This is a genomic window from Mycobacterium conspicuum, from assembly GCF_010730195.1.
Lineage (GTDB): Bacteria > Actinomycetota > Actinomycetes > Mycobacteriales > Mycobacteriaceae > Mycobacterium > Mycobacterium conspicuum.
The window spans coordinates 3,393,216-3,409,879 of sequence record NZ_AP022613.1 but is presented as its reverse complement, the minus strand read 5'-3'; the positions used below and the strand labels follow the sequence as shown (position 1 = coordinate 3,409,879).

The window sequence follows — 16,664 nt, the reverse complement described above, 5'->3', positions numbered from 1 at the left end:
TAGTATTCGAATCCGAATCAGTCGTTTTTCGCAATCGGCCCAGCTTGAGATACAGGAGGCGCCAACGTGACACCTCGCGGGCCAGCCCGTATTTCTCGTCCTTCCAGGACCTGCCGGCGTGCGGCGTTGGCCGCCACGCTGGGCGTGCTGGCCCTCACCCTGAGCGGCTGCAGCTGGCAGGAAGCGCTGGGCATGGGCTGGCCGGACGGCATCACCCCGGAGGCCCACCTCAACCGGGAGCTGTGGCTCGGGGCGGTGATCGCCTCCCTGGTGGTCGGCGTCATCGTGTGGGGTCTGATCTTCTGGTCGTCCGCCTTCCATCGGAAGAGGCAGTCCGACACCGAGTTGCCCCGCCAGTTCGGCTACAACATGCCGTTGGAGCTGGCGCTGACCGTGACGCCGTTCCTCATCATCTCGGTGCTGTTCTATTTCACCGTGGTGGTGCAGGAGAAGATGATGCACGTCGCCAAGGACCCGGAGGTCGTGGTGGACGTGACGGCCTTCCAATGGAACTGGAAGTTCGGTTATCAACGGGTCAACTTCAAAGACGGCACCCTGACCTACGAGGGCGCCGACGAGGCGCGCAAGAAGGCCATGACCTCCAAGCCGGAAGGCAAGGACGCCCACGGTGAGGAGCGGGTCGGGCCGGTGCACGGGCTCAACACCGAGGACCGGACCTATCTGAATTTCGACAAGGTCGAGACGTTGGGCACGACCGACGAGATCCCGGTGCTGGTGCTGCCGGCCGGCAAGCGCATCGAATTCCAATTGGCCGCCGCCGATGTGATCCACTCCTTCTGGGTGCCGGAGTTCTTGTTCAAGCGCGACGTGATGCCGCACCCGACGGAAAACAACTCCGTCAACGTCTTTCAGGTCGAACAGATCAACAAGACCGGCGCGTTCGTCGGGCACTGCGCCGAGATGTGCGGGACGTACCACGCGATGATGAACTTCGAGGTTCGGGTGGTCTCGCCCAACGACTTCAAGGCATACCTACAGCAACGGATCGACGGCAAGACCAACGCGCAGGCATTGCAGGCGATCAACCAGTCCCCGGTAGCGACGAGCACGCACCCATTCGACGCCCGCCGCGGTGAGTTGGTCGGAAGCCAGGCAGGTTAGGACCACCCATGCATATCGAAGCGAGGCTGTTCGAATTCATCGCCGGGTTCTTCCTCCTAGTGGCGGCGCTGTACGGGGGATTGACCGCCGCGTTCGCCACCGGCGGGGTCGAGTGGGCCGGCACGACGGCGCTGGTGCTGACCTGCGGCCTGGCGTTCATCACCGCCACCTTCTTCCGCTTCGTGGCGCGCCGGCTGGACACCCGGCCCGAGGACTACGAAGGCGCCGAGATCAGCGACGGCGCAGGCGAATTGGGTTTCTACGCCCCGCACAGCTGGTGGCCGATCCTGATCGCGTTGGCCGGCTCGACGGCTGCGGTTGGCATCGCGCTGTGGCTGCCGTGGCTGATCGTCGCCGGAGTAGCGTTCATCCTCGCCTCGGCGGCCGGGTTGGTCTTCGAGTACTACATCGGCCCCGAGAAGCACTGATCGGCCGCTTAAAGGTCACAATCAGGGCATCAGTTGATCGGTCCGGAGGTCGCCGATACATCTTTGTCCCGGTCGGTTCGGTAGGGTTTGCCCAGGCAAAAATGAGAAGCTCCCCAGCGTGCGCGCAACGAGGTAACTGCGGGGCCTTGTGCGCTGGAGATGCAGTTGGACAGGGCAGGCAAACATGAGCGGGCCGAATCCCCCGGGACCGGGGCGTGAGGATGCCGACTCCGGCAGCGGGCCCCTCCCAGAACCGCGATCGCCGGACCCCCACGCCGACAGCGGCGAGATACCGGAAATCCCCGAAATAGGGGCGCACGACCACACCAGCGAGACGGACGCATATTCGCGGGCCTATTCGGCCCCGGAGTCCGAGCACTTCAGCGCCCCCTATATGCCGGTCGACCTTGGGCTCTATGACTACGACGACTACGACGAGCCGCCCCGGGACGACGAGCGTCGGCCGCGCTGGCCTTGGGTGGTCGGGGTGGCCGCCATTGTGGCCGCGATCGCGCTGGTGGTTTCGGTGTCCCTGCTGGTGACGAACACCGAGAGCAATAGGCTCGCGGCCCCCGGCACCAGCACGACCACCACCACGACCGGACCGCCTGTGCAGGACCAGATCACGACGACCACGCCGCCGCCGCCACCTCCGCCTCCGCCCCCGCCGCCGACGGCCACCGAGACGCAAACGGTGACGGTGACACCACCGCCGCCGCCCCCGCCCCCGCCGCCGAGCAGCGCGGCGCCGCCGCCGGCGACCAGTACGGCCGCCGCGCCGCCGCCGCCGAGCACGACTCCGGCCGCCCCGCGGCAGGTCACCTACACGGTGACCGGCAGCAAGGCGCCGGGCGACATCATCACCGTGACCTACGTCGACGCCGCCGGCCGCTCCCGGACCCAACACAACGTGTACATCCCGTGGTCGATGACGGTCACCCCGATCTCGACGTCCGATGTCGGGTCCGTCCAGGCGTCCAGCCTGTTCCGCGTCAGCAGACTCAACTGCTCGATCACCACCAGCGACGGTGCGGTGCTGTCGTCCAACAACAGCGACGCACCGCAGACGAGCTGCTGATGACGAGTAGCTATGCGGCATACCGGCATGGGTCGGACACCGTTCCACCGCACGTCGTCGATCGCATCCTGGTGGGGGCGTGCGCGGCGGTCTGGCTGGTGTTGATCGGCGTGAGCGTGGCCGCGATCGTGGCCCTGGCGAACCTGGGCCACGGCTATCACAAGGCGACCGCCAGCCAGCACACTCCGTGGGTGTTGTACGTCGTCATCATCGTCTCGGCGCTGATCATCGCCGGAGCGATCCCGGTGCTGCTGCGTGCGCGACGGATGTCCCGCAACGAGCCGCCTGCTCCACTGGCGGGCGCGTCGGCGCGCGGCGCGGCCCGGCAGTTGGTCAGGACCGGGCACCCGGCCGCGCGGCCCGTGGCCGACCGGGCACGCCCCGCGCGGATCCAGCCGTCGGCGCCGACCACCGAGCCGGTGGGCTCGGCCGTGGACCGAATCTGGTTGCGCGGCACCGTCGCATTGACTGGCACGATCGGGCTCGCGCTGATCGGGGTCGCGACCGCGACCTATCTGATGGCCGTCGGCGACGACGGAGCGTCCTGGGTCGCCTACGCGCTGGCGGGGGCCGTCACCGCCGGGCTGCCGGCGATCGAGTGGCTGTACGTGCGGCAGCTGCGCCAGCTGTTGGCGCAATAATTCCCGGGTGATGTAGCACATGAAGAGCATCGGCGTCCGCGAACTACGTCAAAACGCCAGCAAGTACTTGGCGGATGTCGAGTCGGGGGAGTCGATCGAGATCACCGACCGGGGTCGACCCGTCGCGCGTCTGGTGCCGGTATCGGGCGACCCGTGGCAAGACCTAATCAATGCTGGAGACGTCGTGCCGGCGTCACGTTCATTGCAGGCTGGCGATCTCAGGCCCGAGTCTTACCCGCATAGCCGCATCGAAGCCCTTGAGGAACTGCGCGGCGACGAACGCTGATCCGGTCCGAACCGAACTGCTGCGAGCGGTCGCCGCAAACGGGCCCAAAGCCGTCGCCGCAGCGCGAGACCTGCTGCGGGGACTGAATACGGTCGTGCTTGACCCGACAACTGCTCGACGAGTCCGGCACGCTGCAGCCGTTAAGGCTTCGCAGCCTTGACGCGATTCACCTCGTCGCCGCACAGCGCGCCGGTGACGCCCTGCGTACCGTCGTCACGTACGACGCTGGAATGCTTTCAGCCGCAGCGGATCTCGGCATCGCCACCGACTCGCCGCGCTAGGGCTTGCGGCGCTTAGTGCTCGCCGTGCTCGCCGTTGGTGGAACCGTTGAGGCTTTCCTGGTAATCGCGCAGCGCGGTGAGCACACGTTCCTCGGAGGCGTGCGACGCCTCGCGCAGCGCCCTGTCCTCCGACAGCGGGTCGGCGCGCAGGAAGCCGCCCGAGCCCGGTGTGCCGGCCGAACCAAGCTTGTTCATTCGCTTGGGAACCGCGGCGCCGGCGTACTCCAGCGGGATCGCGTGGCCGTGGCTGTCGACCGGGCCCAGCGGCTGGTGCAGCTCGATGTAGGCGCCGTGCGGCAGTCGCTTGATGATGCCGGTCTCGACGCCGTGCTCGAGCACCGCGCGGTCACTGCGTTGCAGCCCAATGCACCACCGATACGTGATGAAGTAGACGAACGGCGGCAGGACCACCATGCCGATGCGCCCGATCCACGTCGTCGCGTTCAGCGAGATATGGAACTTGAACGCGAGGATGTCGTTCATCGCCATCAGGGTCAGGATCATGTAGAACGAGATCGCCATCGCCCCGATCGAGGTGCGCACCGGCACGTCGCGCGGCCGTTGCAGCAGGTTGTGGTGCGCGCGGTCGCCACTGAACCGCTTCTCCAGGAACGGGTAGATGATCAGCAGCACGAAGACCAGGCCCATGATCAGCGCGACCCACACCACGGCGGGAATCGTGTGGTGCCAGAAGTAGAACTCCCACGCCGGCCAGACACGCGCCAGGCCCTCGGTCCACATCATGTAGAAGTCCGGCTGCGAACCGGCCGACACCTGAGATGGCTTGTAGGGGCCCAGATTCCAGATCGGGTTGATCTGCAGCAGGCCGCCCATCAGACCCAGCACCCCGACGATCGCGGCCATGAAGGCGCCCGATTTGACGGCGAACACCGGCATCACCCGCACGCCGACGACGTTCTGCTCGGTGCGGCCCGGGCCGGGGAACTGGGTGTGCTTCTGGAACCACACCATCGCCAGGTGCAGCCCAATCAGCGCCAGGATGATGCCCGGAAGCAGCAGGATATGCAGCGCATACAGCCGGGGGATCAGGATGTTGCCCGGGAAGTCGCCGCCGAACAGGGCCCAGTGCAGCCAGGTCCCGATCACCGGCATGCCCAGCGTGATCGACGACAGCGCGGCGCGCAGGCCCAGACCCGAGAGCAGGTCGTCGGGCAGCGAGTAGCCGAAGTAGCCCTCGAACATGGACAGGATCAGCAACAGCGAGCCGATGACCCAGTTGGCCTCGCGGGGCCGTCGGAACGCGCCGGTGAAGAAGATGCGGGCCAGGTGCACCATGATCGATGCGGAGAACATCAGCGCGGCCCAGTGGTGTATCTGGCGGACGAACAGGCCGCCGCGGATCTCGAAGGAGATCTGCAGCGCCGATTCGTAGGCGCGCGACATCTCGACCCCGCGCAGCGGTTGGTAGATGCCGTTGTAGGTGACCTCGGTCATGGACGGGTCGAAGAACAACGTCAGGTACACGCCGGTCAGCAGCAACACCACGAAGCTGTACATCGCGATCTCGCCGAGCAAAAACGACCAGTGCGTGGGGAAGACCTTGTTGAGCTGGCGACGCACGGCCGCCGAGGGGTGATAGCGCGTATCGACGTCCTCACCCTGGCGGGCCAGGACGTCACCGATCTTCGGGGGACTCAGTCGTGGGCTCATGTTGTTGTCCGCTCCCAGAATGCCGGTCCGACGGGTTCGATGAAGTCACCGTTGGCAACGAGATACCCGTTGGAGTCGATCGTGATGGGCAGTTGCGCCAGCGCACGGGCCGCCGGGCCGAAAATCGGCTTGGCGAAATGCAACGCGTCGAACTGCGACTGGTGGCAGGGGCACAGGATTCGGTAGGACTGCTGCTCGTAAAGCGATGCGGGACAACCCAAGTGGGAGCAGACCTTGGTGTAGGCGAAGAACTCGCCCCAGTTGAAGCTCTCCTGACCCTGACGCTTGACCATCCGCGGCATGTCGCTGGGGCGAATGCGGATCAGCATCACGGGATTGCGGATGCCCATCTTGATCGCCGAGAGCTTTTCGTGCGACTCAGCGGTGGTGCCGTCGCCGTCCGACTCGCGCCACGGGAACACGGTCTCCATCCCGCCGGCGTCCATGTCCTCGGGACGCATCTTGACGAAGGGCGCGCCCTCGCTGGCGCCGGTGGCGCGCGCGAGGAAGATGGTCTCGCCGTGATAGCGCGGGGTCCAGCCCGACGTCCACAGCACGGCCTTCTTGCCGTCGGCGGTGTCCACCACCGGCTTCCACGGGTTTTTGATGAGGCCGCCAGCAAACGCCACCAGGGTGGACAGGCCGAACGCGCCCAGACCCAGGCCCAGGGAGGCGCCGACCAACTTGCGGCGCTTGATCGTCGAGGTCTCCAACGCGTCGGTCAGGTTCGCCACCACCGTCTTGCGGTCGATCTCGGCCGAAGCCCCGTCGTGGCGTTCCTGGATCGTAATCTCTTCGGGGATAAAGCGTTTCTGGTAGAGGATGGCGCCGATGGCGATCGACAGGATGGATGCCCCGAACGTCAGGCCGTACAACGGGGTCGCCAGCGTGTACAGCAAGCTACCGTCGGCGTCCTTGGGCTTGTATTCCCACGGCCAGAACAAGAAGACCAGCAGCAGCGCCAGTCCGAAGCCACCGCCCAGCAAAAGCCACAGGGCGACTCCCCGCTCGGCGCGCTTCTCGGCTTTGGTGCCCTCGATGGGCCAGCGGGGTTCCTTGTAGGCGATCTGGACGCCGTCGAGCTTGCCGCCCAGATCCAGCAGTTCCTTGTTCGACATCGTCGCCAGGGTGGCCTCGTCGGGTTCGCCGGGCGTCCGGTCCTTGTCGGTGTCGCTCATGATCGCGCCCCAATCCACAGTGCCAGCCCGATCGCGGCGACCATGCCGATGATCCACATCGCCATGCCTTCGGGCGCGGGTCCGAATCCACCCAGGCCGTAGCCGCCGGGCGCACGCTCTTCGGCGACCGTGCGCACGTAGCCGATGATGTCCCTTTTCGCCTCAAAAGACAGCTGGCGGTCGGAGAACTTCGGCATGTTCTGCGGGCCGGTCAGCATCGCGTCGAGGATTTGCTGCTCGTTGGCTTGCCCCAGGTCGGGCGCGAATTTGCCGGACGACAACGCCCCGCCCTTTCCGGTGAAGTTGTGGCAGGACGCGCAGTTGAGCCGGAACAGGTCGCCGCCGCGGCCCAGGTCGTCGCCGCGCAGCGAGTGCATCGCGACGCTGCCGTCGGGGTTGCGCTGCACGGTCGGGCCGCCGCCGTTGGCCTGCACGAACGCGCCGAGCGCGTCGATCTGCGACTCGTCGAAGATCGGGTCTTTGCGCTGAGCCTGGGCCTCGCCGCGCATCGCCGGCATCCGGCCGGTGGACACCTGGAAGTAGACGGCCGCCTCGCCGACGCCGACCAGGCTCGGCCCGTGGTCGGGCACACCCTGCAGGTTGGCGCCGTGGCAGGACACGCAGGAGGTGTCGAACAGTTGCTTGCCGGTGCGCAGCAGCGCCGAGTTGTTCTCGTCGGCGACTGCGACCTGGGGCGAGGGGGTGAGGACCGCGGCCAGCCCCCCCGAAATGGTCAGCGCTATCAGCAGCAGCATGCCGCCCGACAACCGGCGGCGAAAACGCCGCCGGGCCAGCGGGGTGCCGCGACTAGCGAATCGACTGAACCCCAGTTTCTTCAACCGCTCGCTCCTATCGAATGAAGTAGATGACGGTGAACAGCGCGATCCACACGATGTCGACGAAGTGCCAGTAGTAGGACACGACGATGCTGGCGGTGGCCTGCGCGGGCGTGAACTTGGTCATGGCGGTGCGCGCCAGCAGGAAGATGAAGGCGATCAGGCCGCCGGTGACGTGCAGCCCGTGGAAGCCGGTCGCCAGGTAGAAGACCGTGCCGTAGGCGCTGCCGGGGATCGTGGTGCCGTGCGTCACCAGGTGGAAGTACTCGTAGCCCTGCCCGAGGACGAAGAACAGCCCCATCAAAAACGTGATGACGTACCAGCGGCGCAGCCCGAAGACGTCACCGCGCTCGGCCGCGAACACGCCCATCTGGCAGGTGAACGACGAGGCGATCAAAACCAGCGTCACCGGCACGGCCTGATACAAGTTCAGCTCGGTCGGCGGCGGCGGCCACTTTCCGCCGGCCTGAGCTCGTGCCGTGAAGTACATGGCGAACAGGCCAGCAAAGAACATCAGCTCACTGGAAAGCCACACTATGGTGCCAACACTGACCATATTGGGCCGATTGAGCGAATGAACTCGCGACGTGATCGCGGTACCCGAGGTCCCTACAGCGCTCGTCACATCCGCAAGTATGACGCTTTGTAGTTGTTGAGCACTACCCGGGTCGACAATTTGTTGCGCGCGTCATTTGTCGTGGGACGATCGGCGCGTGGAACAGCTGTCATGGCCGCGGGTTCTGGCGCGGCTGACGGACGGACAGGACCTGGCGCGCGGCCAAGCGGCCTGGGCGATGGACCAGATCATGGCCGGCAGTGCGAGTCAGGCCCAGATCGCGGCGTTCGCGGTGGCGATGAGGATGAAGGTTCCCACCGCCGCCGAGGTCGGGGAGCTGGCCGACGTCATGCTCCGTCACGCCCGCCGGCTGCCCACCGCCGCCATGCCGGAGGACGCCGTCGACATCGTCGGCACCGGCGGCGACGGCGCCAACACCGTCAACCTGTCCACCATGGCCGCGATCGTGGTGGCGGCCGCGGGCGTGCCGGTGGTCAAACACGGCAACCGCGCGGCGTCGTCGCTGTCCGGCGGCGCCGACACGCTCGAGGCGCTCGGGGTGCGCATCGACCTCGGACCCGAGGAAGTCGCGCGCAGCCTCGACGAGGTCGGGATCGGGTTCTGCTTCGCGCCGACGTTTCATCCGTCGTACCGGCACGCGACGGCCGTGCGACGCGAGCTCGGCGTGCCGACGGTATTCAATATCCTTGGGCCGATTACCAATCCGGCCCAGCCGCGGGCGGGACTGATCGGCTGCGCGTTCGCCGACCTGGCCGAGGTGATGGCGGGAGTGTTCGCCGCGCGGGGGTCCAGCGTGCTCGTCGTGCACGGCGACGACGGGCTCGACGAGTTGACCACCACCACGACGAGCACCATCTGGCGGGTCCAGGCCGGCACGGTGGACAGGCTGACCTTCGACCCCGCCGGGTTCGGCTTCGCCCGCGCCGAGCTCGACGAGCTGCTGGGCGGCGACGCGCAGGCCAACGCGGCCGAGGTGCGTGCGGTGCTGGGCGGCGCCACGGGCCCGGTGCGCGACGCCGTGGTGCTCAACGCCGCCGGCGCCATCGTCGCGCACGCCGGGCTATCCAGCCGCGCTGAGTGGCTGCCCGCGTGGCAGGACGGGCTGGCGCGGGCCGGCGCGGCCATCGACTCCGGTGCGGCCGAACAGCTGCTCGCGCGATGGGTGCGGTTCGGCCAGCAGGTCTAGGCGCCGGTCCTGCGCGGGGTCCTGGTGTGCGGCCAGCCGCGCCGAGCGCGCCAGCGCGGCCCACGCCGTCCAGGCGCCCGCCGAGCGCAGCGGCGAAGACCACCCGTCCCCAGCGACCGAGACGATGCGCACCCCCGGCGCGGCCAGCCAGCGGGCGATGAGCGCGGTCTCCTCGACCAGCGCCCCCCCGAGCGGGCCGGGCGCGGGCAGGATCACCTGGGCGCCGGACGCGATGGCGTGCACCACCGGCATCGGCGGCACCCCGCGCGCGGCGGTGCCGGCGGCGGCGAGTTGGCCGTGCCGGATGACGGCCAGGTGGTAGCCGCCGTCGGGGTCGGGCGCCGCCGCGATCAGCTCGGGCAGCGCGGCCAGCGCGCGCAGCCGCTGGGCCCGCCACAGCGCCTCGACGGCGGTGGCGATGCGGTCGCGCAGGCGCGCGGCACTCTCGTATTGGCCCCGGTCGGCCAGCGCGCTCACCTGGCGCACGGCCGCGGCCAGCGCGCCGTTGTCCAGCCCGTCGATCAGGGCGGCGGCGCGGGCTACCGCCGCGGCGTACTGGGTGGCGGTCACGTCGCGGGCGGCGGGGCAGGGTGCCACCTCCAGCGGGGGGCAGGCCGGTCCGTGCAGCGCCGAGCGCGCCAGGCGCGCGGTGCAGGTGCGCACACCGGTGAACCGAGCCAGCAGCGCCGCCGTCTCGGCCGCGTCGGCGCGGGACCGAAACGGGCCGACGACGCGGTCGTGGCGCGGCGCGCGCTGCGCCGTAAGGCGCGGGAACGCCTCGTCGGACAGGGCCACCCACCACCAGCGCTGCGGGAACTTCGACCGCCGGTTGTACGGCGGGGCATGGGCGGCCAGCATCCGCAGTTCCCGCACACCGGCCTCCAGCGCGTGCGCGCACTCGACGTGATCGACGCCGACGGCCAACGTGACCATCTCCTTCATCCGGCCGCGAGGATCGGCGCCGGTGAAGTACTGGCCGACCCGGCGCCGCAGGTCGACGGCGGTGCCGACATAGAGCACCTCGCCCGACGGCCCGCGGAACAGATAGACGCCCGGCCGGTGCGGTAGCCCCTGGGCGAGCACCTTTTTCCGGCGCTGGGTCGGTGTCACGTTCGGCAGGTAGGCGCGCAGGTCGGCGTAGGTGTGCACGCCCTGGTTGCCGACTCGCTCGATCAGGGCGTGCAACACGTCGACGGTGGCGCGGGCGTCGTCGAGGGCACGGTGGGTGGGCTCGGACGCGGTGGCGAACAGCCGCGCCAACGCGGCCAGCCGCACGCTGGGGGCCTCCTCGCGGCTGAGCACCCGGCGGGCCAGCCGGACCGTGCACAGCACCGGCGGCCGGGGCCAGGCGATGTGGCACCGCTGCGCGGCGGCGCGCAGGAATCCGATGTCGAAGCCGGCGTTGTGCGCGACCCACACCGAATTTGCGGCGAATTCCATGAACATCGGCAGCACGGCGTCGATGGTGGGGGCGTCGCAGACCATCGCCGACGTGATCCCGGTCAGCTGCACGATCTGCGGCGGGATGCTGCGCTGCGGGTCCACCAGGGTGGCGAACTCGCCGAGCACGGTGCCGCCGCGGACCTTGACCGCGCCGATCTCGGTGATGGCATCCGCTCCTACGGCGGTGTTCTCGGTGCCCCTCGCGCGTCCGCCCGTCGTTTCGAGGTCCACCACGACGAAGGTGGTCTGGCGTAACGACAACTCCTCCGCGGCATCAAGCTCGGCGAAACTCAGCTGATGTGAGCCGGTCTCACCCATGGCGGTGACCCTAGGCAGCCGCACCGACAAACCCGCGCTGCGGACGGGGCGCCGTTAGTTGTCGGTGCCCGCGGTTAGCGTTCGGGTAGCCCGGACGTGAGCGCGATCGAGAGGACCGACCTATGGCACACATCAGCGGACCGGTGGTCATCGACTGTGACGACTGCGCGGTGCGCGGCGCGGCGTGCCGTGATTGCGTCGTCAGCGTGCTGCTCGGGGTGCCGGAAACGTTGTCCCAGGACGAGCGCACCGCTCTCGAAGTGCTGGCCGAGGCGGGGCTGGCGCCCCGGTTGCGGTTGGTGCCGATCCACCGCGACCCCGGATCGCGAGGAACGGGTGTAGCTTAATTCCCTTGTGCCCCAACGAAAGACGGATAGGACCCATTCGGTCGCGCCAATCGCGTTTCTCAAGCTTTTGACAGAATTCTTCCCATTTTCTTAACCGCCCCCTTTGGACAAACGCGTATATCGTTTCGTAACCTGTTTGAGACCTAAACCGGCTCGATGGCAAAACCACGTACACCGTTTTTGGCAGCTTTAAGGAAACTTTCTCTTGAGACTTGGCTCTAAGCATCCGATTTCGCGTGTTTTGACGCGCTTCTGCATCGGAACGCTTGCCGGCTTCACGGTGCTATCCGGTGCCTTGGCCGCACACGTGGCGGCCGACCCCGCAAGCGACGCACTCGCGAAACTCAACCAATTGTCGCGGCAGGCCGAGCAGACCACCGAGGCGATGCACAGCGCTCAGCTCGACCTGAACGCCAAGCTGGCCGCCCAGCGCGCGGCGGACAAGAAGCTCGCGGATGACCAGGCCGCGGCCGCGGCCGCGAAGGCGCGCCTGGCCACGTTCCAGGCGGCGGTCAACAAACTGGCGGCCGCGACATACATGGGCGGTCGCACCGACGGCATGAACGCCTTCATGACGGCCGATTCGCCGCAGCAGCTCATCGACAGGGTGGCCCTGCAGCGGGTGCTGGGTCGACAGATATCCACCGAGATGACCAGCTATCGGGCCGCTGGCGAGCAGGCCGCCAAGGCCGAGCAGGCGTCGCTCAAGTCGGCCGCCGAGGCCAAGCACGCGGCCGAACAGGCCGCCGCCGTGCGGGCGGGCCTGCAGAAGAAGCAGAGCGAGTTGCAGGTCCAGATCGCCGTCGTCAAGTCGCAGTACGCCGCGTTGACGCCGCAGCAACAGACGGCGCTCGCCGACCCCGGCGCGGTGCCGGCGGTGGCGGTGCTGCCCAATGGGCCGGCGCCGCAGGCCGCACCGCCCGGTGCGCCACCGCCCGACGCGGCGGCGATGGCACCGGGCCCAGGTGCTCCGCAGCCCGCGGGGCTGCCCGGGCCGGGCATGCCCGGATTCCCCGGACCAGCTCCGTCCGGCGACCGCGCGACCGTCGTGCAGGCGGCGCTGACCCAGGTCGGCTCGTCCTACGTGTGGGGCGGCGCCTCACCGGGCGCATTTGACTGCTCCGGGCTGGTGATGTGGGCGTTCCAGCAGGCCGGCATCTCGCTGCCGCACTCCAGCCAGGCCCAAGCGGAGGGCGGGCAGCCGGTGGCGCTGTCGGACCTGCAGCCCGGCGACGTGCTGACCTTCTATTCCGACGCTTCCCACAGCGGCATCTACGTCGGTGACGGCATGGTGATCCACTCCTCCACCTACGGCGTGCCGGTGCGGGTGGTGCCGATGGATGCCGCCGGGCCGATCCACGACGCGCGTCGCTACTAACCGCTCCGGCGCGCGGCGCCGATGGCCGCCGATCCTGCTGGCCTGGGTACTGATTGTCGAGCTGATCACCGCCGCGGCGGTGCCGCTGCGCGCCGAACAGGCCGCCCGGCACGCGCAGGTGGTGACTCCCGCGCGCGCGCCCGCGAGCCCGGTGACGCGCGAATTCCGGGTCGGCGACCGCCAGGTCCGGTTGGTCGGTTCGACGGTGCCGGCCGTGGCGCGGATGATGTCGCAAATCGAAGCCGACATCGGCGGCGCGGTGGATGCGGTGCAGGCGTTCTGGGGAACGGATTGGACCCGCGAAATCTCGATTGTGGTCGCCGGCACCGACGAAGAGTTCCGCGTCGCCGCCGGCGGCGGGCCGGCCTCACGCTGGGCAGATATCGCGGCGGTGACCGTCGCCAACCGCGTCGATCCCGCCCGGCGGCTGGCGGCCGGCGAACAAATTGTGTTCGCGCCGGGCGCGGCCGGCATGCGCGCGGGATCGTTGCGAATTGTGTTGACGCACGAGCTTTTTCACTACGCGGCGCGTGCCGACACCGCGCTGAACGCGCCCCGGTGGCTGACCGAAGGGGTTGCAGACTTCGTCGCGCGGCCACCCGCCCCGGTGCCGGTCGATGCGCTGCCGGTGCCGTTGGCGTTGCCGTCGGACGCCGACCTGGACACCCCGCAGCGCTCGTCGGCCTACGACCGCGCCTGGTGGTTCGCTCGTTTCGTGGCCGACACCTACGGGGCGGCGAAGTTGCGCGACCTGTACGCGGCCACTTGCGGTGCCACCCCCGTCGACGTACCCGTCGCTCTGCACGACGTGCTGGGCGACGACGTGGCGGTCGTGCTCGTGCGCTGGCATCAGTGGGCTTCGCACTAGTCTGACGCAGGTGAGTCGGGTCCTGCTGGTAACCAACGACTTTCCGCCCCGACGCGGCGGCATCCAGTCGTACTTGGGGGAGTTCGTCTCCCGGCTGGTCGGGACCGGGTCGCACGACATCACGGTGTACGCGCCGAAGTGGAAGGGCGCCGAGGCCTTTGATGGGGAGGCCGGCTATCGGGTGGTGCGTCATCCCGGCACGCTGATGCTGCCGGTCCCCACGGTCGATCGCCGGATGCAACGGCTCATCGCCGAGCACGACATCGACACCGTGTGGTTCGGCGCCGCGGCCCCGCTGGCGCTGCTGGCCCAGCGCGCCCGGCGGGCCGGTGCGTCGCGGGTGCTGGCCAGCACGCACGGGCACGAAGTCGGCTGGTCGATGCTTCCGCTGGCCCGGTCCGTGCTGCGCCGCATCGGCGAGGACACCGACGTCGTCACCTTCGTCAGCCGCTACACCCGGTCGCGGTTCGCGTCGGCCTTCGGACCCGGGGCATCGCTGGAGTACCTGCCGCCCGGCGTGGACACCGACCGATTCCGGCCCGACCCGGCCGCGCGCGCCGCACTGCGGGACCGCTACGCGCTGGGCGAGCGGCCCGCCGTGGTGTGCCTGTCCCGGCTGGTGCCGCGCAAGGGGCAGGACGTGCTGATCAAGGCGCTGCCGGCGATCCGGCGCCGCGTCGAGGACGCGGCGCTGGTGATCGTCGGGGGTGGCCCGTATCTTGAGACGCTGCGTCGCCTGGCCGACGCCTGCGGCGTGGCCGAGCACGTGACGTTCACCGGCGCCGTGCCCGGCGATGAGCTGCCCGCGCACCACGCGATGGCCGACGTGTTCGCGATGCCGTGCCGCACCCGCGGTGGGGGCATGGACGTCGAGGGCCTGGGCATCGTGTTCCTGGAGGCCTCGGCGACCGGGGTGCCGGTGATCGCCGGCGACTCGGGCGGAGCCCCAGAAGCCGTGCGGCACAACGAGACTGGGTTGGTGATCGACGGGGGATCGGTAGACGAGGTCGCCGAGGCCGTCACCGAATTGCTGACCGACCGCGACCGCGCCGCCGCGATGGGTGCGGCCGGGCGGCGGTGGGTGACGTCGCAGTGGCGCTGGGACACGCTGGCCGCGCGGCTGGCAGGGTTACTGGGCGGCTAGTCCTTGGTGTAGATCGCCTCGATCTCGGAGGCGAACTTCTCGGCCACCACGTTGCGCTTGACCTTCATCGTCGGTGTCAGCTCACCGGTGTCCTCGGTGAAGTCCACCGGCAGAATACGGAACTTGCGGATCGACTCGGCATGCGACACCGACTGGTTGGCCTTCTTGACGGCGGCCTCCACCTCGGCGACCAGATCGGGGTCGGTGGCCAGATCGCCGACCGAGGCGCCGGATGCCTTGTGGTGCTGGCCCTTCCAGCCGTCGAACGCCTCGGGGTCGATGGTGATCAGCGCCCCGATGAACGGCTTGGCGTCCCCGACCACCATCGCCTGGCTGATCAGCGGGTGCGCCCGCAGCTGGTCTTCCAGCACGGCCGGGGCGACGTTCTTGCCGCCCGCGGTGACGATGATCTCCTTCTTGCGGCCGGTGATGGTCAGAAAGCCGTCGTCGTCGACCGCGCCGAGGTCCCCGGTCCGAAACCAGCCGTCGACGAAGGCCTCGTCGGTGGCCTGCTCGTTGCGCCAGTAGCCGCTGAACACCACGGGGCCGCGCACCAACAGCTCGCCGTCCTCGGCGATGCGCATGCTGTTGCCGGGCACCAGCTTTCCCACGGTCCCGATCTTCAGGGCGCCGATCTGGTTGACCGTGATCGCGGCGCTGGTCTCGGTCAGGCCGTAGCCCTCGTAGACGGTCACCCCCACACCGCGGTAGAAGTGGCCCAGCCGCGCACCCAGCGGCGCCCCGCCGGAGACGGACGCGCTGCAGTTGCCGCCCAGCGCCGCGCGCAGCTTGCCGTAGACCAGCCGGTCGAACAGCGCGTGCTTGGCACGCAGCACCAACCCGGGGCCGCCGCTGTCCTGGGCGCGGCTCCAGTCGACCGCGGTCTGCGCCGCCGCCTTGAAGATCGGCCCCCGGCCGCTGTTGGCGGCGTTCTGCTCGGCGGTGTTGTACACCTTCTCGAACACCCGCGGCACCGACACCACGACGGTCGGTTTGAACACGGCCAACATCGGCAGCAGGTTTTTGATGTCGCTGGTGAATCCGACGGTCACCTTGTTGGCGCACGCCGAGAGCGTCAGCGCCCGCGCCAGCACGTGCGCCAGCGGCAGGAACACCAGCAGCCGCTGACCCTCGCACAGCAGCGTGGGCAGGCACTCCTTGGTGCCGCGGATCTCGTTCAGCAGGTTGGCGTGGGTGAGCTGGCAGCCCTTCGGGCGCCCGGTGGTGCCCGAGGTGTAGATGAGGGTGGCCGCGTCCGTCGCACGCAGCCCGTCCAGCCGCGCGGTCAGCTCGGCCTTGTCGACCGATGCGCCCTCGGCCACCAGCTGGTCGAGCGCCTTGGGGCCCGAACCGTCGATGTGCAGGACCCGGCGCAGGGCGGGCAGCTCGCCGCTGAGCTCGGTGACCATCCCCGCGTGCGCGTCGGTCTGGGCGAACGCCACCACGGCTTCGGAGTCCTGCAGCACCCAGCGCACCTGCTCGGCCGACGACGTCTCATAGATCGGCACGGTGACCCCGCCCACCGCAAGGATCGCCAGGTCGAGGATCGCCCACTCGTAGCAGGTGGCCGAGAAGATGGACACCCGGTCCCCGGGCTGTACGCCCAGGGAGATCAAACCCAGTGCGGCAGAACGGATTTGGTCCGCCGCCTGCGCGCACGTCACGTCGGTCCAGTTGCCGTCGATCAGGTCTTGGTAGATGACGAAGTCGGGATCGTCGCGCTCGTGCTGGAAGACCATCGCCGCGACGCTTTCGCCCTCCGCCACGGTGAAGCGGGCAGGGACACTCAACTCACGCACTGGTATTACCTCGTGTTCCTCCGGTGCCGGCTTGTTATCGCCCATCTCCGCCCAGCCTAATCGGCGTGTGCAAAGCTGAAACC

General features: G+C 68.8%; 16 protein-coding genes and 1 pseudogene. 11 read left to right on the top strand and 6 right to left on the bottom strand.

What is annotated here, in order from left to right; genetic code table 11:
• Window positions 1-66 precede the first annotated feature (66 nt).
• From ctaC to G6N66_RS15695, 6 genes are all read left to right on the top strand, one after another.
• Window positions 67-1,122, top strand: a complete 1,056-nt coding sequence (ctaC, locus tag G6N66_RS15720; RefSeq protein ID WP_085232971.1) for an aa3-type cytochrome oxidase subunit II — start codon at window positions 67-69, stop codon at window positions 1,120-1,122.
• Window positions 1,123-1,130: 8 nt separating this feature from the next.
• On the top strand, window positions 1,131-1,550 hold the full coding sequence (locus G6N66_RS15715) for a cytochrome c oxidase subunit 4 (protein ID WP_085232970.1): 420 nt from the start codon (window positions 1,131-1,133) through the stop codon (window positions 1,548-1,550).
• Between the two features lie 184 nt (window positions 1,551-1,734).
• Window positions 1,735-2,628, top strand: a complete 894-nt coding sequence (locus G6N66_RS15710) for an MmpS family transport accessory protein (protein ID WP_163645857.1) — start codon at window positions 1,735-1,737, stop codon at window positions 2,626-2,628.
• Entirely contained in the window at window positions 2,628-3,269 is a 642-nt protein-coding gene (locus G6N66_RS15705; RefSeq protein WP_085232478.1) for a DUF2561 family protein, read from the top strand. The genes G6N66_RS15710 and G6N66_RS15705 overlap by 1 nt, the downstream gene beginning before the upstream one ends.
• A gap of 19 nt (window positions 3,270-3,288) precedes the next feature.
• Window positions 3,289-3,555 carry a type II toxin-antitoxin system Phd/YefM family antitoxin gene (locus tag G6N66_RS15700; protein WP_085232477.1) on the top strand — a complete coding sequence of 89 codons (267 nt, stop codon included), beginning with the start codon at window positions 3,289-3,291 and terminating at the stop codon, window positions 3,553-3,555.
• Between the two features lie 98 nt (window positions 3,556-3,653).
• Window positions 3,654-3,836, top strand: coding sequence for a PIN domain-containing protein (locus G6N66_RS15695; RefSeq protein ID WP_085232476.1), 183 nt, complete (start codon window positions 3,654-3,656; stop codon window positions 3,834-3,836).
• A gap of 12 nt (window positions 3,837-3,848) precedes the next feature.
• On the opposite strand, the gene qcrB is transcribed toward G6N66_RS15695, so the two are convergent.
• Genes qcrB through ctaE form a run of 4 tightly spaced genes read right to left on the bottom strand, consistent with a single transcriptional unit; the run spans window position 3,849 to window position 8,146 of the window.
• Window positions 3,849-5,507, bottom strand: coding sequence for a cytochrome bc1 complex cytochrome b subunit (gene qcrB, locus G6N66_RS15690; RefSeq protein WP_085232475.1), 1,659 nt, complete (start codon window positions 5,505-5,507; stop codon window positions 3,849-3,851).
• Window positions 5,504-6,685 (bottom strand): cytochrome bc1 complex Rieske iron-sulfur subunit, encoded by a 1,182-nt coding sequence (qcrA, locus tag G6N66_RS15685; protein ID WP_085232487.1) that lies wholly within the window; start codon window positions 6,683-6,685, stop codon window positions 5,504-5,506. The genes qcrB and qcrA overlap by 4 nt, the downstream gene beginning before the upstream one ends.
• Window positions 6,682-7,524, bottom strand: a complete 843-nt coding sequence (gene qcrC, locus G6N66_RS15680) for a cytochrome bc1 complex diheme cytochrome c subunit (protein ID WP_085232474.1) — start codon at window positions 7,522-7,524, stop codon at window positions 6,682-6,684. Before qcrC ends, qcrA begins: the two co-directional genes overlap by 4 nt.
• 10 nt (window positions 7,525-7,534) lie before the next feature.
• On the bottom strand, window positions 7,535-8,146 hold the full coding sequence (gene ctaE / locus G6N66_RS15675; RefSeq protein WP_085232473.1) for an aa3-type cytochrome oxidase subunit III: 612 nt from the start codon (window positions 8,144-8,146) through the stop codon (window positions 7,535-7,537).
• An 88-nt stretch (window positions 8,147-8,234) separates the two neighbouring features.
• Here ctaE and trpD point away from each other — a divergent pair, with 88 nt between their 5' ends.
• Entirely contained in the window at window positions 8,235-9,284 is a 1,050-nt protein-coding gene (gene trpD, locus G6N66_RS29585) for an anthranilate phosphoribosyltransferase (RefSeq protein ID WP_139825150.1), read from the top strand.
• Here trpD and G6N66_RS15665 read toward each other — a convergent pair.
• Window positions 9,222-11,045 (bottom strand): annotated as a pseudogene (locus G6N66_RS15665) (DEDD exonuclease domain-containing protein); the annotation flags it as partial. The gene trpD and the pseudogene G6N66_RS15665 sit on opposite strands and share 63 nt — an antisense overlap.
• Window positions 11,046-11,167: 122 nt before the next feature.
• On the opposite strand from G6N66_RS15665, the gene G6N66_RS15660 reads away from it, so the two are divergent.
• The 4 genes from G6N66_RS15660 to pimB all read left to right on the top strand — a co-directional run bounded on the left by G6N66_RS15660 (window position 11,168) and on the right by pimB (window position 14,782).
• On the top strand, window positions 11,168-11,392 hold the full coding sequence (locus G6N66_RS15660; protein WP_085232471.1) for a hypothetical protein: 225 nt from the start codon (window positions 11,168-11,170) through the stop codon (window positions 11,390-11,392).
• A gap of 205 nt (window positions 11,393-11,597) precedes the next feature.
• Entirely contained in the window at window positions 11,598-12,770 is a 1,173-nt protein-coding gene (gene ripC, locus G6N66_RS15655; protein WP_085232470.1) for a peptidoglycan hydrolase RipC, read from the top strand.
• A 34-nt stretch (window positions 12,771-12,804) separates the two neighbouring features.
• Window positions 12,805-13,638, top strand: a complete 834-nt coding sequence (locus tag G6N66_RS15650) for a hypothetical protein (RefSeq protein ID WP_232079519.1) — start codon at window positions 12,805-12,807, stop codon at window positions 13,636-13,638.
• A gap of 10 nt (window positions 13,639-13,648) precedes the next feature.
• Window positions 13,649-14,782 carry a GDP-mannose-dependent alpha-(1-6)-phosphatidylinositol monomannoside mannosyltransferase gene (gene pimB / locus G6N66_RS15645; RefSeq protein ID WP_085232469.1) on the top strand — a complete coding sequence of 378 codons (1,134 nt, stop codon included), beginning with the start codon at window positions 13,649-13,651 and terminating at the stop codon, window positions 14,780-14,782.
• On the opposite strand, the gene G6N66_RS15640 is transcribed toward pimB, so the two are convergent.
• Window positions 14,779-16,581 (bottom strand): AMP-dependent synthetase/ligase, encoded by a 1,803-nt coding sequence (locus G6N66_RS15640; RefSeq protein ID WP_085232485.1) that lies wholly within the window; start codon window positions 16,579-16,581, stop codon window positions 14,779-14,781. The two genes, pimB and G6N66_RS15640, sit on opposite strands and share 4 nt — an antisense overlap.
• Window positions 16,582-16,664: the final 83 nt, after the last annotated feature.